This is a genomic window from Catenulispora rubra, assembly GCF_015356825.1.
Taxonomy (GTDB): Bacteria; Actinomycetota; Actinomycetes; order Streptomycetales; family Catenulisporaceae; genus Catenulispora; species Catenulispora rubra.
On the sequence record NZ_JAACYW010000097.1, the window covers coordinates 18,343 to 35,619 of the forward strand.

Genomic DNA, 17,277 nt, shown 5'->3' on the forward strand with positions numbered 1-17,277 from the left:
GGCACCGGGACGGAAGCCCCGGCCCTACATCTGCGGCTGCCGCACCGCCGACTGAACAGTCCCGACCACCTCGCCGAACCCGATCCGCGTCCCGTTCGGGCCCGGCGCGACGCCGCCGATCGCGACGGTGTCGCCGTCGACCAGGAAGGTGCGCGTCGAGCCGTCGGCCAGGGCCAGGGGCTCGGTGCCGTTCCAGGTCAGCTCGATGAAGGAGCCGCGCTGTTCGGGCAGCGCGCCGGAGACCGTGCCGGAGGCGTAGAAGTCGCCGGTGCGCAGGCTCGCGCCGTTGACCGTCATGTGCGCCAGCTGCTGGGCCGGGGTCCAGTACAGGCCGGCGAACGGCGGGGTGGAGACCGTGTGGCCGTTGAGCTTGACGTCCAGGTGGATGTTGTAGCCCCAGGTCTCGCCCTGCAGGTACGGCAGCGGGACCGGGTCCTGGTACGGCGGCGCGACGCGCGCGTCCTGCAGCGCGGCCAGCGGCACCACCCACGGGGAGATGGAGGTCGCGAACGACTTGCCCAGGAACGGCCCCAGCGGGACGTACTCCCAGGCCTGGATGTCGCGTGCGGACCAGTCGTTGACCAGCACCACGCCGAAGACGTGGTCCTGGAACTCCTCCACGCGCACCCCGCCGCCGAGCGGCGAGGGCGTGCCGACCACGAAGCCGACCTCGGCCTCGATGTCCAGGCGCACGCTGGGCCCGAACCGCGGCTCGGCGTCGGTCGGGGCCTTGCGCTGGCCGGAGGGCCGCACGATCGGGGTGCCGGAGGGCACGATCGTGCCGGAGCGGCCGTGGTAGCCGATCGGCAGGTGCTTCCAGTTCGGCAGCAGGGGCTCGGCGTCCGGCCGGAAGATGCGGCCGAGGTTGGTGGCGTGGTCCTCGGAGGAGTAGAAGTCCACGTAGTCCGCCACCTGGAACGGCAGATAGAGCACCACGTCGGTCAGCGGCACCAGCAGCGGCTCGACCGCCTTGCGGCGCTCGGGCTCGGTGAACAGCTCGGTGAGCCGCGCCCGCACCGCCGCCCAGGCCGGCGCGCCGAGCGCCATGAACGGGTTCAGCGTGCCGATCGCGAAGTACGCCGCCGGCTCCTCGATGGTGCCGTCCAGCAGGCCGGCCGCCGCCAGCGCGCCGAGGCTGACGACGAAGTCGCCGATCCGGGTCACCACGTGCGCCGGCCGCTCCCCGTGGGTCGCGACGCCGTAGGGCAGGTTCTCGACCGGGAAGTCGGTCGGGTCCGCGAGGGGGACCCAGGTGGGCTGTGTCATAACCGTCCTTGCAGTCCTTCTACTCGGTGGGCAGCAGGCCGAGCTTTGACAAGTCATCGATCGGCTCCTGGAAACTACAGGAGCCGAAGCCGTGGAACAGATCCCGGGTCCGGGCCGTGTCCTCGACCGTCAGAGCTTTGACACGTTCCGCCAGGTCGGCGCCGTCCGTGCCGGCCAGGACCGCCGCCACGTCCTCGATCTCCGCGCCGTCGCTCGCGCGCTCGGCGGCCAGCAGGACGTTCACGAAACCGTGGTGGGTGAACCCGGTCCCGGCGTCGGTGTGCCGGACCGCGTTGTGCAGCCCGGCCGTGCACTTCAGCCCGACCTCCAGATCCGCGCAGCCGACCAGGAACTCGGCGACGGCCAGCGGGGTCGGGAACGCCTCGGCGGTCAGCCCGCCGGTGCGCAGCTTGGCGTGCAGCAGCTCGCGGCCGGTCAGCGTGGGGAGCAGGGAGCGCATGTCGGCGGGCGCGATCTCGACGTAGGCCTCGACGCCGTAGGGCAGCCGCCGCTCCAGCTCCTCCAGGCGCTCGCCCGGATGGCGGATCTCCGCGGTCTCCAGGATCAGCCGGTCGTCGTCTTCGAGCTCTGCGAAGGCGGCCAGCAGACCGTCCACGCCGGTGTCGGCGATCAGGCCCAGACGCAGGCCCGCGTCCTCGTCCAGCAGCGGTTTCAGGTCGGCGAGCTGGGAGACCGGGCACAGGAAGCGGCCGAGCATGCCGCTGTGGACGCCCGCGTCGTGGGCCAGGTGCGCGGGCACCGCCTCGGGCATCGGGGCGTCGCCGGGCGGGAAGAGCGCCGCGTCGTCGATCAGCTCTGCGAACAGGACGCCGAGGGCGCCGGGGTCGGCGGTTGACATGACCGCCACGGTAGCCCATGGTCGAAGAGAGCGGACAGTCACGTCCGATTATCGAACACATTTAAGCATCGAACACAATCCAGCCCGGAGCGGCTGAGACAGTGAAGGGGACGGCGGCGATGCCCTACTACCGCGCCGTGGGCGAGATCCCGCACAAGCGCCACACCCAGTTCCGCCGCCCGGACGGCGCGCTGTACTCCGAGGAGCTGATGGGCGTCGAGGGCTTCTCCTCCGAATCCGCGCTGCTCTACCACGTCGGGCTGCCCACGGCGATCGTGGACTCCGCGGAGTGGGAGCCGCCGGGGCCGATCTCCGGGGCGGTCGCGAACCGGCCGCTGAAGCCGCGGCACTTCTTGACGCACAAGCTCGATGGCGCGGGGCTGGACGCTGTCACCGGCCGGCACTTGTTGCTGGGCAACGGGGACGTGCGGCTGTCGTACGTCGCGGCCACCGAGGCGTCTCCCCTGTACCGGAACGCCATCGGCGACGAGTGCGTGTACGTGGAGTCCGGGTCCGGAGTCGTGGAGACGTCGTTCGGCGCGCTGGCGGTCGGACAGGGCGACTACGTGGTCTTGCCGACGTCCACGATCCACCGCTGGGTCCCCGCCGCGGGCTCCGGGGAACCGCTGCGACTGTTCGTGATCGAGGCGACCGGGCACATCGGCCCGCCGAAGCGCTACCTGTCGGCCAAGGGCCAGTTCCTGGAGTCCTCGCCGTACTGCGAGCGGGACCTGCGCGGGCCGAGCGAGCCGCTGCTGGCCGAGGGGGCGGACGTGGAGGTGCTGGTCCGGCACCGCGCCGGCGGGACCAAGCTGACGTACGCGCACCACCCGTTCGACGTGGTCGGCTGGGACGGCTGCCTGTACCCGTACGCCTTCAACATCGCCGACTTCGAGCCCATCACCGGCCGCGTCCACCAGCCGCCGCCGGTACACCAGACCTTCGAGGGCCCGAACTTCGTGATCTGCTCGTTCGTCCCGCGCAAGGTGGACTACAACCCGCTGTCGATCCCGGTGCCCTACAACCACCACAACGTCGACTCCGACGAGGTCCTGTTCTACACCGGCGGCAACTACGAGGCCCGGCGCGGATCCGGGATCGGGCAGGGCTCCATCTCCCTGCACCCCTCGGGCCTGACGCACGGCCCTCAGCCGGGCGCAGCCGAGCGCTCGATCGGCGCGGAGTTCTTCGACGAACTCGCGGTCATGGTGGACACCTTCCGGCCGCTGGAGATCGGCGAGGGCGGCGTGGCCTCTGAGGACCCTGGGTACGCGTGGACGTGGTCGGGGCGGCACAGCGGGGCTTGAGAGCGCGAGGCCTGACGCCCCGAAGCCGTCCTGACCACCGGAACCGCTGACAGCCGGCGAAGGGACGGCCCGGCAGACCGTTGGGGCGGCCCGGGTTCGGGTAGCGTCACCATGTGCTGAGAAGGACTCTGGCCGCCCTCGGGTGCGCGGCGCTGCTCGCCGGTCTCGCCGCCGGTGTGCCCGCGGCGGCCCGCGCCGCCGTCCACGCGTCCGCGGCTTCGTGCCCTGATCCCGGATTCGACCTCCAGGCCTCGCGCCTGTGGGATGCCGCAGGCACCAAGGGAGGCGGCGTCGCCATCGGCGTGGTCGGCGCCCCGGACCGCGTCGCCGAGGTGGCGTGCGCGATCAGTGGCCTGGCACCGGACGCGACGGTGGCGTCCGGGTCGGCGAGCGGGGCGATAGTGGTCGTCGCGGACACGTCGGTCGATCCCGCTTCGATCGGCGGCCAGGCGCTTTTGATCGCGGCGGCCGGTGACACCGGGGGCCCGATGACCCAGCGTCCGCAGGGCGTCGTGAATGTGGCCTCCGCGCAGGTGACCAAAACCGCGCAGCCCTCGTCCGCCTGGGGCCCGCAGATGACGTTGGCGGCGTTCGGCAACGACACCTCGACCGCCGCGGGTTACGTCGCGGCACTGGCCGCGATCCTGCGCGCCGACCACGGTGACTGGCCGGCGCGCCAGGTCGTGGCACAGATGGCGGGATCGATCTACGGGGCGTCCGGGGCCAGGCACGACGACCGGCTGGGGTACGGGGTCATCCAACCGGTGCAGGCAGTGAGCACGAACCCGCCGATCGATCCCGAGTCTCTGCCAGGGTTCGACGCGTCGTTCCCGGTCAACCAGCCGCCGCGGACCGGTGCCGCGCCGAGCACGCGGTCGGCGCCGACGAGCGCGGCCTCAGGGGCTTCCGGCGCTCCGTCGTCGACTTCCTCAACGGCTGCCACCGGATCTTCTTCGGCCACGCAGACACCGCAGACCTCTGCGCCGGGCACCACCGACACCGCCAACATCTGGCCGACCAAGCCGGTCTTTCCCACGGGTCCCTCGAACGGGTCACATGCGGCGGCGGGCAGCGGCGGCGGGGGCGGGGGCTTCAGTCCGATCCTGTTGATCGGGTTCGTCGTGATCCTCGCTGGTGGCGGGTACGTGCTGTGGCAGAGGCGGCGTCAGCCCAAGGCCGCGGCCGGAAAACCCGAGGCGGAGTGGGAGGCTCCCAGTGGTCCCCGGCATTCGGGATACAGCCCACCGGAAGAATGATCGTCCGCTAAGTTGTGGCCCATGCCGCAAAACCACCGGGGCCGCCAGGAACCCAGAGGTTTCTCCCCTAACGTGTCCGGCATGAATGGCGACGAGGCGCCGACGGAGTACATCCCGCGGATCACGGACGCCCCCTCCCCCGCGGAGGCGCAGACCGAGTACATCCCGAAGATCGTCCTCACGCCGCCGCCTCCGTCCGAGTTCCCCGTCGGGAACGGGTACCCGGCGTCGCAGCCCGAATCAGTGCCTGAATCAGCGCCCGAACCCGGTGCCCGGTCGGCGCGCGGCTCGGCGCGCGGCTCGGCGCGGGTCGCGCGGCAGGCGCAGCGGAAGCTGGTGCTGCTGTCCAGCATCGGCGAAGTGCTCATCACGCTCGGCGCGGTGATGGCGCTGTACGTCGTCTACACGCTGTGGTGGACGAACGTGGAGGCGCACAAGGCCGCCAACGCCGAGGCCAACCAGATCCAGCAGCAGCTGGCGCCGGCCGCGCCCGGCGGGACGCCGAAGTCGGCGTTCGCGCCGAGCGAGGGCTTCGCGCTGATGACCATCCCGGCCATCGGGAAGGACGACATCCCGGTGATGCAGGGCGTGGACAAGGACAAGGTGCTCGACAAGGGCGCCGTCGGGCACTACACGACGCCGGCCACCGCGATGCCGTGGGACCCGACCGGGAACTTCGCGGTGGCGGCGCACCGGCGGACGTACGGCGAGCCGTTCCGGTACATCAACCAGCTGCGAACCGGCGACCACGTCGTGGTGGAGACCACGCACGGCTGGTTCGTCTACGCGCTCGACAAGGAGCTGCCGCAGACCGACCCGACCAACGTCGGGACGATCGCGCCGATCCCCAAGGGCGGGCCGTTCACCGAGCCCGGCCGGTACATCACGCTGACGACGTGCACGCCGGAGTGGGCCTCGACGTACCGGCTCATCTGGTGGGGCCACCTGGTGCGGGTGGACCCGCTGAACGGGCCCCCGCCGGCCGAGCTGAAGGACGCCAACCGGCACGCCTGAGCACGCTCTTGACACAGTTGACCTGCGCGATTCTTGGAATCGCGACCCTGCCCGCTACCATGGATCGAAATCCAAGCGAACGCTGCGCGGGACAGGTCACCTCGAAGCCGGTCGGAAACCGGCTTCCGTCATGTGACGCAGAACGCAGTGGCCCGGGGGACGTTTCCCGGTCAGCCACTTCAGGCGCGGCTATCGCCTACCTGGTCATCCAAAACTGGGACCAGGCCGCCTTAGTGACCGTTCTGTAGTACCGCTGCGGCGCAATCCATGCGCTCGCACGCCCCTGAGAACGTGTCCGTTTTCAGAAGGGCTTCATCAGCCATGTCTGCAATCACCCCTGAGAATGATGTCGTGCGCGAAAGCGCTGACGTCGAAGAGACTTTTGCTCTGGAGATCGAAGAGGATCTGGAGAGCGGCGAGGTCGAGGTTGTCGAGGCTCTCGACGACGACGATGTTGAGATCGCCGACACCGAAACCGAGACCACCGGCTCCGAGCCGGTCGCGTTCACCGAACTGGGCCTGCCCGAGGAACTGGTGAAGAAGCTCGCCGAGAACGGCGTGCAGACCACCTTCCCGATCCAGGCCGCGACCATCCCGGACGCCCTGGCCGGCCGGCACGTGCTGGGCAAGGCCCGCACCGGCTCCGGCAAGACCCTGGCCTTCGGCCTGGCGGCGCTGGCGAACCTGAAGGGCAAGCGGGCCCGCAAGGGCAAGCCGCTGGCCCTGGTCCTGGTGCCGACCCGCGAGCTGGCGATGCAGGTCAGCGACGCGCTGCAGCCGTACGGCTTCGCCGTGGGCGCGGACATCGCCTCGGTCTACGGCGGCGCGCCGATGTACAAGCAGGTCTTCGCGCTGCGCCGCGGCGTCGAGGTGCTGGTGGCCACCCCGGGCCGGCTCACCGACCTGATCGAGCAGGGCGAGTGCGACCTGTCCGAGGTCGAGATCGCCATCCTGGACGAGGCCGACCAGATGGCCGACATGGGCTTCATGCCGATCGTCTCGGAGCTGCTGTCGCAGACCGACCCGACCGGCCAGCGCCTGCTGTTCAGCGCGACGCTGGACGGCGCCGTGGACGAGCTGGTCCGCCAGTACATGACCGACCCGGTCCTGCACTCGGTCACCCCGGACAGCGACGACTCGGCACAGATGGACCACCACCTGCTGATCGTCGAGCCGGCGGACAAGGCCCTGGTCGTCGCCGAGATCGCGGCCCGGCACACGCCGGGCGACGACGACGGCCGGCGCACCATCCTGTTCGCCCGCACCAAGCTCGGCGCGGACCGCATCGCCGAGAAGATCCGCGAGGCCGGCGTCTCCGCCCTGGCCCTGCACGGCGGCATGACCCAGCGCGCCCGCACCAAGACCCTGGCGGACTTCAAGGACGGCCGGGTCCCGGTCCTGGTCGCCACCGACGTCGCCGCCCGCGGCATCCACGTCGACGGCATCGACCTGGTCCTGCACGTCGACCCGGCCGGCGACCCCAAGGACTACCTGCACCGCGCCGGCCGCACGGCCCGCGCCGGCGAGAGCGGCACGGTCGTGACGCTGGTCCTGCCCAAGCAGCGCAAGAGCACGGTGCGCCTGCTGGAGTCGGCCGGCATCGACGCCGAGCTGACGAAGGTGACCCCGAGCTCCGAGGCGCTGCGCGAACTGACCGGCGGCCGCCCGGTGGCGGAGTACGTCGCCGAGGCCGACGCCTACCACGCGACCCGCCGCGCGGCGCGCGAGGCCCGCCTGGGCGGCGACGACCGCCGCGAAGGACGCGACAGCCGCGACGGTTTCCGTGGCGGACGCGAGGGCTTCCGCCCCGGACGCAGCGAGTTCCGGCAGGACCGGGACCGCTTCGACCGCGGGCACAGCGGCGGCCGCTTCCAGGAGCGCGACGGCCGCGGGTTCGGCGGCGGCGAGCGTTCGGGCTTCGGAGGCGGCGACAGGCGCGGCTCCGAGGGTCGGGGCGGGTTCGGCGGCGGCGAGCGGCGGTCGTTCGGCGACCGGGACGGTGCGCAGGGCCGCACCGGCGGGTTCAACCGGGACAGCCGTGGCTCTGAGGGTCGCACCGGCGGGTTCAGCGGCGAGCGTCGCTCGTTCGGTGACCGGGATGGTGCGCAGGGCCGCAGCTTCGACCGCGACAACCGCGGTGGTTCCGAGAACCGCAGCGGCGGGTTCAGCGGTGAGCGTCGCTCGTTCGGCGACCGCGATGGGGCCCAGGGCCGCACCGGCGGGTTCAACCGCGACAACCGCAGCTCCGAAGGCCGCACCGGCGGGTACACCGGCGAGCGTCGCTCCTTCGGCGACCGCGACGGCGCCCAGGGCCGCACCGGCGGCTACAACCGCGACAACCGCGGCTCCGGCACCGGCGGGTACACCGGCGAGCGTCGCTCGTTCGGCGACCGCGACGGCGCCCAGGGCCGCACCGGCGGGTTCAACCGCGACAACCGCAGCTCCGAGGGCCGCACCGGCGGATTCAGCGGCGAGCGTCGCTCCTTCGGCGACCGCAACGGTTCGCAGGGCCGCAGCTTCGACCGCGACAACCGCGGCGGTTCCGAGAACCGCACCGGCGGGTTCAACCGGGACAACCGTAGCTCTGAGGGTCGCACCGGCGGCTACAACCGCGGGTCCGAGGGCCGCACCGGCGGGTACACCGGCGAGCGTCGCTCGTTCGGCGACCGCGACGGCGCCCAGGGCCGCACCGGTGGCTACAACCGGGACAACCGTGGTTCTGAGGGCCGCACCGGCGGCTTCAGTGGCGAGCGTCGCACCTTCGACCGCAACGGCTCGCAGGGCCGCAGCTTCGACCGCGACAACCGTGACAACCGTGGCGGCACCGGCGAGCGTCGCTCCTTCGGCGACCGCGACGCCGCCCAGAACCGTGGCGCCGCCGACGCCGCCGGCGACCGTCGCCCGAGCCGCGACGACGAGCGTCGCACCTTCGGCGAGCGCACCGCGTTCGGCCGCCCGCGCGGCGGCTACAGCAACGAGCAGCGGGACAACCGCCCGCCGCGTGACCGTCGCTGGTAGTCGCTGGGCACGTTTGACGGCTGACTGAGTACTGACAAGGGACCGCGCACCATGCGCGGTCCCTTTCGGCTTTCCGGAAACTCTTCCGCCCTGCCTGCCCCAGCTGTTCGGCCCACCAAAGCCCCAAAGCCCCCACTAATCGGGTAGGCGGGTCGGTCGCCCGACCCGCCTCCCACACCACCGGACATGCGGGCCACGCATCCGGCGGTTCGTCAGGCTCTGGGCGCACAAGCCGCAGGGGCCCCGCCCGAAGGCGAAGCCCCTGCGCTGTGTGACAGCGAACCGAACTACTTTACTCAGTGATGCCCGTGCCCGGCCTCGATCTCCTTGTACTCCTCGACCGTCGTCTCGACGTTGTCGGAGAACATCGCCTTCGAGGCCTTGGCCCGCAGCTTCAGCGCGCGGTTGCCCGGGCGCTCGACGCCGTTCTCGTCCGTGGCGGGGCCGAGTTCCAGCGGCTTCTGCACCTCGTGCGCGGTCAGGCGGTAGCGCTCGCCGGCCGAGAGCGGCTCGTGGACCTCGGTGAACTCCCCTTCCAGCGAGACCTTGATGATGCCGGTCTCGCGGCCGTGGAGGACCTTGTCCTTGTCGCGGCGCTGCAGGCCCAGGGCGATGCGCTTGGTGCACCAGAAGGCGATCACCGGGCCGAGGAACACCAGGACGCGGAACGTCCAGGTCAGCGCTTCCACCGAGAGGTGGAAGTGGGTCGCGATCAGGTCGTTGCCGCCGCCGAGCCACAGGACGCCGTAGAACGTGATGCCGCCGACGCCCAGGGCGGTGCGGGTCGGGCGGTTGCGCGGGCGGTCCAGGATGTGGTGCTCGCGCTTGTCGCCGGTGATCCACTGCTCCAGGAACGGCCACACGGCCAGGGCCGTGAACAGGACGCCCGGGACGATCAGCGACGGGATCAGCACGTTGAAGGACAGCGTGTGGCCCCAGATGTTCCACTCCCAGTTCGGCATCATGCGAAGGGAGCCTTCGAGGAAGCCGATGTACCAGTCTGGTTGGGAACCCGCGCTGATCTGGTCCGGTGTGTACGGCCCGTAGGCCCAGATCGGGTTGATCTGCACCAGGCCCGCCAGCAGGAAGACCACGCCGAAGATCACGAACATGAACCCGCCGGCCTTGGCGGTGTACACCGGCAGCAGCGGCAGGCCGACGACGTTGTCGTTGGTCTTGCCGGGGCCGGCCCACTGCGTGTGCTTCTGCACGAACACCAGGATCAGGTGCGCCGTCACCAGGCCGACGATCAGGGCCGGGATCAGGAGCACGTGGATGGTGAACAGCCGCGGGATGAAGTCGTGCCCGGGGAAGTCGCCGCCGAACAGGAAGTACGACACGTACGTGCCGACGATCGGGATCGACAGGATGACGCCCGAGGCGATGCGCAGACCGGTACCGGACAGCAGGTCGTCCGGCAGCGAGTAGCCCGCGAACCCTTCCAGCAGGCCCAGCACCATCAGCGTGAAGCCGATGAGCCAGTTGATCTCCCGCGGCTTGCGGAACGCACCGGTGAAGAAGATGCGCAGCATGTGCACCATGATCGCCATGATGAAGATCAGGGCGGCCCAGTGGTGCACCTGGCGCATCAGCAGGCCGGCGCGCACGTCGAAGCTGATCCTCAGCGTCGAGGCGTACGCGTCCGACATCGACACGCCGTCGAGCGGGAAGTACGAGCCGTGGTATTCGACCTCGCTCATGCTCGGGTTGAACCACAGCGTCAGGAACACGCCCGACAGCAGGATCAGGATGAACGAGAACAGCGCGATCTCGCCGAGCAGGAAGCTCCAGTGGTCCGGGAAGACCTTCCGGATCAGGTTCTTCGAGCCCTTGTAGATCCCGAGCCGCTCGTCCGCCCAGTTGGAGACCGGGTCGGTCCGCACTTCCTCGTTATCGCCTGCGGCCCCGTGCGCCGGGGCGGTCGTGGCGCTCATCCGCGCTCCCAGAAGCTCGGGCCGACCGGCGCGGCGAAGTCGCTCACGGCGACCAGGTTGCCGTCGGCGTCAGCCGTGATGTGCAGCTGCGGCAGCGAGCGCGCGGCCGGGCCGAAGATGACCTTCCCGTCGTCGGACAGGTCGAAGGTCGACTGGTGGCACGGGCACAGCATGTGGTGCGTCTGCTGCTCGTACAGCGCCACCGGGCAGCCGACGTGGGTGCAGATCTTGGAGAACGCCATGATGCCGTCCACCGACCAGTCCCACTGCCGCTTCTTCTGTGCCTCGGAGCCCTTCAGGGCCTCCTGCGGCAGCCGGACGACCAGCACCGCAGCCTTGGCCAGGTTGTCGATCCGGTTCTCCGGGTCGTCGGCCAGCGCGGCCGGGTTGGCCAGGGCCAGGGTGCCGACCGAGATGTCGGCGGCCTTCAGCGGCTGCCCGGTGTTCGGGTTGACCAGCTTCTGGCCCGGCGCCCACAGCGTGTGCCGCAGCCTGTCCTTCGGCATCGGGCCCAGGTCGCGCAGCAGCCACACCGCCGGCAGCGGCAGCACCAGCATCGCGGTCAGCAGGGAGCGCCGGATCAGCGGGTACTTGGTGAAGCCGGAGTCCGCGACGCCCTGCTTGAACTCCGAGACCGCGAAGGCGCGGGACTCGGGGTCCGACTTCATCGGGTGCCGCTCCTGGACCAGGTCCACGTCGGTCATCAGGGTCCGGGCCCAGTGGATGGCGCCGCCGCCCAGGGCCAGGAACGCCACACCCAGGCACAGGCCCAGCGCCAGGTTGTTGGCGTTGACCGCGCCCAGGCCGGTGATGTGGCTGGTCATCCTGGTGTTCGGGATGAAGGTGTAGCACGCCATCGACCCGATGATGCCCGCGATCGCGATCAGGAACAGGCCCGCGACCTGGCGCTCGGCGCGCTTGGCGGCCCTGGGGTCGAGGTCGGTGACCCGGGGCCGGTAGGCCGGCAGACCCGGATCCTGGAAGGGGTTCTCCGCCGCGGCGTCCTTGGTCAGGGTGCCGTGGCCCGCCCCACCGGTGTTCTCTGGCAGGTGGTCCGTTTCCATGTCCCGATCAGTCATTGTCGGTGGCGTCCTTCCCGGTGGTCGCCTCGAAGTGGGCGACGCGGGCGCGGGACGCCTTGGTGGTGTGCGCGCCGATCCAGCAGGCGAACACGATCAGCAGGCCGAGCACGATCGTCCAGACGAACAGGCCCTCGGAGACCGGGCCGATCGAGCCCAGGTCCAGGCCGCCGGGGTTGCTGCCGGAACGGGTCTGGAGCAGGTAGGCGATGATGTCCTTCTTGTCCTGCGGGGACATCACGTCGTTGTTGAAGACCGGCATGTTCTGCGGGCCGGTGAGCATGGCCTCGTAGATGTGCTTCGGCGAGGTCTCGCGCAGCGACGGCGCGAACTTGCCGTCGGTCAGCGCGCCCCCGGCGCCGGCGATGTTGTGGCACGACGCGCAGTTCGTGCGGTACAGCACACCGCCGTTGGACACACTGGCGGCGTTGGTCGGGTCGGCGGCGTACAGCGAGGCGTCCGGGACGGCCGGGCCGGCACCGAGCGCGCCGATGTAGGCGGCCATCGCGTCGATCTGGTCCTGCGTGAAGACCGGAGGCTTGCTGGTGACCTGCGGGCCGATCTGCATCGCCGGCATGCGGCCGGTGCCGACCTGGAAGTCGACTGCGGCGGGACCGACTCCGATCAGCGACGGGCCCGAGCCCTGCACGCCCTGGCCCTGCAGGCCGTGGCACGAGGAACAGGTCGACTGGAAGAGCTTCTGACCCTCCGTGAGCTGCTCGGGCGTGACGGCGGCCGAAGCCGACGCCTTCGCCTTGGCGGAGCCCAGGGTGGCGTAGGTCGCGCCGATGACACCCAGCGCGAGGAAGAGGACGACGAACGCGGCCAGCGGATGGCGCCGTCGTGCCGAAAGCGTGTTCACGACAGAGGATTCCTTACCGATTCCACTGGTCCGGACTACTTCATGATGTAGATGACGAAGAACAGGCCGATCCACACCACGTCGACGAAGTGCCAGTAGTAGGACACGACGATCGCGGAGGTGGCCTGGTCATGGGTGAAGCGCTTGGCGAGATAAGTCCGGCCCAGCACCAGCAGGAACGCGAACAGACCGCCGGTGACGTGCATGCCGTGGAACCCGGTGGTGAGGTAGAACACCGACGTCCACGCGTTGTGGCCGATCGTGTAGTTCTCCTTCACCAGGGCCGAGTACTCCCAGATCTGCCCGGAGACGAAGACCGCGCCCATGATGAACGTGAGGATGAACCAGCTCCGCAGCTTCCGCACGTCCCCACGCTCGGCCGCGAACACGCCCATCTGGCAGGTCACCGAGGACAGCACCAGGATCGTGGTGTTCGGCACGGCCAGGGACATGTTCAGGTGCTTGGCCTGCTCCACGAAGTACTGCGACCCGTGCACTGAGCGGATCGTGAAGTACATCGCGAACAGCGCCGCGAAGAACATCAGTTCCGAGCTCAGCCAGACGATCGTTCCGACGCTGACCAGGTTCGGCCGGTTGGGCAGGCGGTGTGCCTGCCCCGCTTGAGTAGTTGCAGTTGCTGTCGCCACGGCCGCCATTATGTCCTCACCCCATGGCGGCTCCGCGCCGGGGGTGGGTGTTAAGGAACCAGTGTCCTGTGTGTATGGGGCCGAACGAGTTAACGAAGGTCCGGATCAAGCAGTTCCCGGAAGGTCGGAACGGCAGTCGCCGTCGCGCCCAGCGGGGGCGCGGGGTCGCTCTCGGAGTCGCTTCCGGAGTCGCTTCCGATGGTCGGCGATCATGGGCAAGATCGAGACCCCGACCGTCTGGAAGCCGGGCGACCACGCCGAGTAAGCTCCGTCCCATGAACGCTCGTGACAATGGACAACAAGGGGTGCACGGCAACGCTGGTAGTGCCAGCGAGACCGCCATCAAAGTCCTCATCTACAGCGACGACTCCACCACCCGGGAGAAGGTCGTGCTGGCGCTCGGGCGCCGGGTGGCGGCCGACCTGCCGCCGATCAAGACCCACGAGTTCGCGACCCCGCTCGCCGTGGTCAACGCCGTCGACCAGGGCGGCTTCGACCTGCTGATCCTGGACGGCGAGGCCACCCCGGCCGGCGGCATGGGCGTGTGCCGGCAGCTCAAGGACGAGATCTACGAGTGCCCCCCGATCCTGGTGCTCACCGGGCGCCCGCAGGACGGCTGGCTGGCCACCTGGTCCCGGGCCGAGGCGTGGACGCCGCACCCGATCGACCCGGTCGCCCTGGCAGACTCGGTCGCGGAGTTGGTCCGGGCCCGGCTCGCCAAGCGCGTCTCCGCGTAGGGTTCCCCTATAGAGAGGCCCTGGGCTTCTCTATAGATTCACCCAATAGAGCGTTCCGTAGAGACGGAGGCGACCCGCCGATGACCGAGCAGCGCACCTGGCCCGAGCTCCTGTCGGCGGCTCTGCGCCGCGACGACCTGTCGGTCGACGACGCCGCCTGGGCCATGGACCGCATCATGACCGGCGAGGCCACCCCGAGCCAGGTCGCGGGCCTGGCGGTGGCGCTGCGCGCCAAGGGCGAGACGGTCGACGAGATCGAGGGCTTCGTCCGCTCGATGTACACGCACGCGCTGCTCATCGACGTGCCCGGAGCCACCGTGGACATCGTCGGCACCGGCGGCGACCGCGCGCACACGGTGAACATCTCGACGATGTCGGCCATCGTCGCGGCCGGCGCGGGCGCGACGGTGGTGAAGCACGGCAACCGCGCGGCCTCGTCCTCCTCCGGCGCCGCGGACGTCCTGGAGCGCCTCGGCGTCCGCCTGGACCTCGCGCCCGAGGCCGTCGCCCAGGTCGCGAAGGAGGCGGGCATCACCTTCTGCTTCGCCCCGGTCTTCCACGCCTCCCTGCGCCACGCGGGCGTCCCCCGCAAGGAACTGGCGATCCCGACCTTCTTCAACTTCCTCGGACCCCTGACGAACCCGTCCCGCCCCCGCGCCTCGGCGGTCGGCGTCTTCGACGAGCGCATGGCCCCGATCGTGGCCGGCGTCTTCGCCCGCCGCGGCGTCGAGGCCCTGGTCTTCCGCGGCGACGACGGCCTGGACGAGATCACGGTGGCCACCACCACGACGATCTGGACAACCGCCGAAGGCGAGGTGACCCGCGAGGTCTTCGACCCCCGCGACCTCGGCATCGCCTACTCCCCCATCAGCGCCCTCCGCGGCGCCGACCCGGAGTTCAACGCCGCCGTGGCCCGCCGCCTCCTGGCCGGCGAACAGGGCGCGGTCCGCGACGCGGTCCTGCTGTCCTCCGCCGCGGCCCTGGCGGCACTGGAGCCCTCCCGCGAGCCGGTGACGGCACGACTCGGCGCGGGACTGGCGAAGGCTGCGGAGGCGATCGATTCGGGGGCCGCGGAGCGGGTGCTGGCGACGTGGGTCGAGGTCTCGGAGCGGTTGGTTCAGGAGCGGTAGGGCTTTGCCGGACGCAGGCGCCCGCCGGTCGCCGGGGCGGGCGCTCGGGCTGTCAGAACTCGAGGTCGGCCCAGGTCGCCTCGATCGGGAACGGCAGTTTGGTGCTGATCGCCTCGGCGGTCTGGCCGTTGGTCCAGGTTGCGACCTTGGTGTAGGCACCGCGGTAGCCCGGGCCGAGCCACCACTGCTCGATACTGGCGATCGCCGAGTCATCCGGTTTCAGCCGGACGATCCAGTAGTGCTCGATCCCGGCCAGCGCGTACTGGGTCATCTTCGACTCGAAGCCGGTCCGCTGGTTGTCCTTGCCGGTGTCCGTGGCGCGGCTGGACGGCGAGACGATCTCGACCGCGAGCAGCAGGTCGTAGCCCCAGACGGTACGCCGCCCCTCCTCAAGGCAGCGGTAGACGAGGACGTCGGGCTTGCGCACGGTGGCGCCCGGGACATCCCACAGCCGGGTGTCCAGGTCCTGTGATGCACGGAGGCAGGGGAACAACTCCGCCTCGACTGCGCTGCGAGCTGCGTTCTTCAGAAGAATCGCGAGCGACAGTGATGCGCCCTGGTGCCCCGGCGATCCCGACTGGCGCCGGATCAACCGCCCCCGATCCAGCTCGTGATCCCGGCAGAAGTCCTCGGGGATGTGTGTCCACATCTCCAGAGTGACGCCGTCGAGCAGACCGGCCTTTTCCACCAGCTCGTAGGCGGCCCAGAGCTCGGACGACGCATCCAGCTCGGCGGGCTCGATCGGCGGTTCGTAGTTCATGGCTACTGTCATACCCCAAAGGCTAGCCACGCCCTCTGACAGGACGTGGCCAACCGATTACCACCTGCGACAGCAGGCTACTGAGCCGCCTGCACCCCCGCCGCAGACCCCTTCAGCCAGTCGCTCCAGCTCAGGTTCCAGTCGTCGAAGCCGGGCATCGAGTTCGTCGTGACGTTCGGCTTGGTGTTCGCCGACTTCTGCACGTCCACCACGTCGCCGATCTTCACCGTGTTGAAGAACCAGGCGGCGTCGTCCAGGCTCATGCCGATGCAGCCGTGGCTGCCGTTGACGCGGCCGAACTTGTCGTCGTTCCAGGGTGCGGCGTGTAGGAAGGTGCCGGAGTCGGTGATCTTCACCGCGTACTGGACCGGGAGGTTGTAGAAGTCCGCGGCGTCGGTGAAGTTCACTGAGGCGGAGGTCATCTGGAGCTTGGAGAACTTGTCCAGGACCACCATCTTGCCGCTCCAGGTCGGGTGCTTGGGGACCTCGCCGGCGCTGACCGGGATGGTGCGCACGACCTGGCCGTTCTTGGTGACGGTCATCTTGTCCTTCACCAGGTCCACGGTGCTGATCACCGAGTCGCCGACGGTGAAGGAGAAGTCCTTGGTGAAGGAGCCGTAGGTGGTCTGGCCCGCCTTCACGCCGTTCAGGCCCAGGTGCACCTGCACCTTGGTGCCCGGCTGCCAGTAGCCCTGCGGGCGCCAGTCCGCCTCGGTGTCGCCGCGCCAGTTCCAGGCCCCGTCGACGTGCGGCGTGGTGGTGACGGTCATCGCCTTCTCCACGGCCGCGCGGTCCTTCTCGTTCGGCGCGTTGGTGAAGAAGACGGCCACCGGCTGGCCGACGCCGACCGTGGTGCCGTTGTCCGGGACGTAGTGGTCCAGCCCGAGGCGCTTGCCGGGGGTCAGGGTCGTGAACTTCGACGTGGTCGTCTTCTCGGCCCCCGAGCCGTCCTGCGCCTTCGCCACCACCGTGTAGGTGCTGGAGATCGCCAGCGGGCCGCTGGAGGCCCAGGAGGACCCGTCGGCGGCCAGAGCGCCGGACACGGTCTTGCCCGAGGCGTCGGTGGCCGTGACGCTCTCCAGCTTGCCGTTGACGGCGTTGATCTGGATGCCCTTGGCCGGGTCAACGCCGGCCGCGCCGTCCGCGGGATTGGCCGAGAGTGCCAGCGGCTGCTGCGCGGAGGACGAGGGGGTCCCGGCGTTCGCGCCCCCGTTGGCGCCGCCGCTCGCCCCGCTCGCGCCGCCCGACGCCCCGGACGAGGCGGTCTGCGCGTTCCCGACCGGCGCGCCCGTGCTCTTGCCGCCCGACGAGCCGCCGCACGCCGCCGTCAGCAGCGCCACCGCCGCCGCCCCCGCCGTCCACTGCGCAGCCCGCCGCCACTGGCGCCCGCCTGCCGTAACACCCTGCC

Annotated in this window: 14 protein-coding genes; 6 read left to right on the plus strand and 8 right to left on the minus strand. The window is 70.3% G+C overall.

What is annotated here, in order from left to right:
• Positions 1–24 precede the first annotated feature (24 nt).
• Positions 25–1,266 (minus strand): fumarylacetoacetase, encoded by a 1,242-nt coding sequence (gene fahA / locus GWK61_RS25210; protein WP_194911905.1) that lies wholly within the window; start codon positions 1,264–1,266, stop codon positions 25–27.
• A 19-nt stretch (positions 1,267–1,285) separates the two neighbouring features.
• On the minus strand, positions 1,286–2,125 hold the full coding sequence (locus GWK61_RS25215) for a hypothetical protein (RefSeq protein ID WP_194911906.1): 840 nt from the start codon (positions 2,123–2,125) through the stop codon (positions 1,286–1,288).
• Between the two features lie 119 nt (positions 2,126–2,244).
• Here GWK61_RS25215 and GWK61_RS25220 point away from each other — a divergent pair, with 119 nt between their 5' ends.
• The 4 genes from GWK61_RS25220 (at position 2,245) to GWK61_RS25235 (ending at position 8,720) form a co-directional block, all read left to right on the plus strand.
• Complete coding sequence (locus GWK61_RS25220; RefSeq protein WP_194911907.1) at positions 2,245–3,432, plus strand: homogentisate 1,2-dioxygenase; 1,188 nt, start codon at positions 2,245–2,247, stop codon at positions 3,430–3,432.
• A gap of 113 nt (positions 3,433–3,545) precedes the next feature.
• Positions 3,546–4,688 (plus strand): hypothetical protein, encoded by a 1,143-nt coding sequence (locus GWK61_RS25225; RefSeq protein ID WP_194911908.1) that lies wholly within the window; start codon positions 3,546–3,548, stop codon positions 4,686–4,688.
• Between the two features lie 81 nt (positions 4,689–4,769).
• Positions 4,770–5,702 carry a class E sortase gene (locus tag GWK61_RS25230; protein WP_194911909.1) on the plus strand — a complete coding sequence of 311 codons (933 nt, stop codon included), beginning with the start codon at positions 4,770–4,772 and terminating at the stop codon, positions 5,700–5,702.
• A 351-nt stretch (positions 5,703–6,053) separates the two neighbouring features.
• Positions 6,054–8,720 carry a DEAD/DEAH box helicase gene (locus GWK61_RS25235; protein WP_323747746.1) on the plus strand — a complete coding sequence of 889 codons (2,667 nt, stop codon included), beginning with the start codon at positions 6,054–6,056 and terminating at the stop codon, positions 8,718–8,720.
• Between the two features lie 296 nt (positions 8,721–9,016).
• Here GWK61_RS25235 and qcrB read toward each other — a convergent pair whose 3' ends face one another.
• The 4 genes from qcrB to ctaE are packed head-to-tail and all read right to left on the minus strand — an operon-like array spanning position 9,017 to position 13,251.
• The gene (qcrB, locus tag GWK61_RS25240; protein WP_228562914.1) at positions 9,017–10,654 is read right to left on the minus strand and encodes a cytochrome bc1 complex cytochrome b subunit; all 1,638 of its coding nucleotides are present in this window, start codon (positions 10,652–10,654) and stop codon (positions 9,017–9,019) included.
• Positions 10,651–11,733, minus strand: a complete 1,083-nt coding sequence (qcrA, locus tag GWK61_RS25245) for a cytochrome bc1 complex Rieske iron-sulfur subunit (RefSeq protein WP_194911911.1) — start codon at positions 11,731–11,733, stop codon at positions 10,651–10,653. Before qcrA ends, qcrB begins: the two co-directional genes overlap by 4 nt.
• On the minus strand, positions 11,726–12,595 hold the full coding sequence (gene qcrC / locus GWK61_RS25250) for a cytochrome bc1 complex diheme cytochrome c subunit (RefSeq protein WP_194911912.1): 870 nt from the start codon (positions 12,593–12,595) through the stop codon (positions 11,726–11,728). Before qcrC ends, qcrA begins: the two co-directional genes overlap by 8 nt.
• 35 nt (positions 12,596–12,630) lie before the next feature.
• Positions 12,631–13,251, minus strand: coding sequence for an aa3-type cytochrome oxidase subunit III (gene ctaE, locus GWK61_RS25255; protein ID WP_194911913.1), 621 nt, complete (start codon positions 13,249–13,251; stop codon positions 12,631–12,633).
• A 266-nt stretch (positions 13,252–13,517) separates the two neighbouring features.
• Between ctaE and GWK61_RS25260 the strand changes: the two genes are divergently transcribed.
• Both GWK61_RS25260 and trpD read left to right on the plus strand, forming a co-directional pair.
• On the plus strand, positions 13,518–13,979 hold the full coding sequence (locus GWK61_RS25260) for a DNA-binding transcriptional response regulator (RefSeq protein ID WP_228562915.1): 462 nt from the start codon (positions 13,518–13,520) through the stop codon (positions 13,977–13,979).
• Between the two features lie 80 nt (positions 13,980–14,059).
• Positions 14,060–15,109, plus strand: coding sequence for an anthranilate phosphoribosyltransferase (gene trpD / locus GWK61_RS25265; RefSeq protein WP_194911914.1), 1,050 nt, complete (start codon positions 14,060–14,062; stop codon positions 15,107–15,109).
• A gap of 52 nt (positions 15,110–15,161) precedes the next feature.
• On the opposite strand, the gene GWK61_RS25270 is transcribed toward trpD, so the two are convergent.
• Positions 15,162–15,881 carry a Uma2 family endonuclease gene (locus tag GWK61_RS25270; RefSeq protein ID WP_194911916.1) on the minus strand — a complete coding sequence of 240 codons (720 nt, stop codon included), beginning with the start codon at positions 15,879–15,881 and terminating at the stop codon, positions 15,162–15,164.
• A gap of 65 nt (positions 15,882–15,946) precedes the next feature.
• A partial coding sequence (locus GWK61_RS25275) for a L,D-transpeptidase (RefSeq protein ID WP_194911917.1) occupies positions 15,947–17,277 on the minus strand: 1,331 nt, incomplete at its 5' end.

Coding starts and splice junctions, on each gene's coding strand:
- fahA (WP_194911905.1), bottom strand. CDS start 1,266: ATGACACAGCCCACCTGGGTCCCCCTCGCGGACCCGACCGACTTCCCG.
- GWK61_RS25215 (WP_194911906.1), bottom strand. CDS start 2,125: ATGTCAACCGCCGACCCCGGCGCCCTCGGCGTCCTGTTCGCAGAGCTG.
- GWK61_RS25220 (WP_194911907.1), top strand. CDS start 2,245: ATGCCCTACTACCGCGCCGTGGGCGAGATCCCGCACAAGCGCCACACC.
- GWK61_RS25230 (WP_194911909.1), top strand. CDS start 4,770: ATGAATGGCGACGAGGCGCCGACGGAGTACATCCCGCGGATCACGGAC.
- qcrB (WP_228562914.1), bottom strand. CDS start 10,654: ATGAGCGCCACGACCGCCCCGGCGCACGGGGCCGCAGGCGATAACGAG.
- qcrA (WP_194911911.1), bottom strand. CDS start 11,733: ATGACTGATCGGGACATGGAAACGGACCACCTGCCAGAGAACACCGGT.
- ctaE (WP_194911913.1), bottom strand. CDS start 13,251: ATGGCGGCCGTGGCGACAGCAACTGCAACTACTCAAGCGGGGCAGGCA.
- GWK61_RS25260 (WP_228562915.1), top strand. CDS start 13,518: ATGAACGCTCGTGACAATGGACAACAAGGGGTGCACGGCAACGCTGGT.
- trpD (WP_194911914.1), top strand. CDS start 14,060: ATGACCGAGCAGCGCACCTGGCCCGAGCTCCTGTCGGCGGCTCTGCGC.
- GWK61_RS25270 (WP_194911916.1), bottom strand. CDS start 15,881: ATGACAGTAGCCATGAACTACGAACCGCCGATCGAGCCCGCCGAGCTG.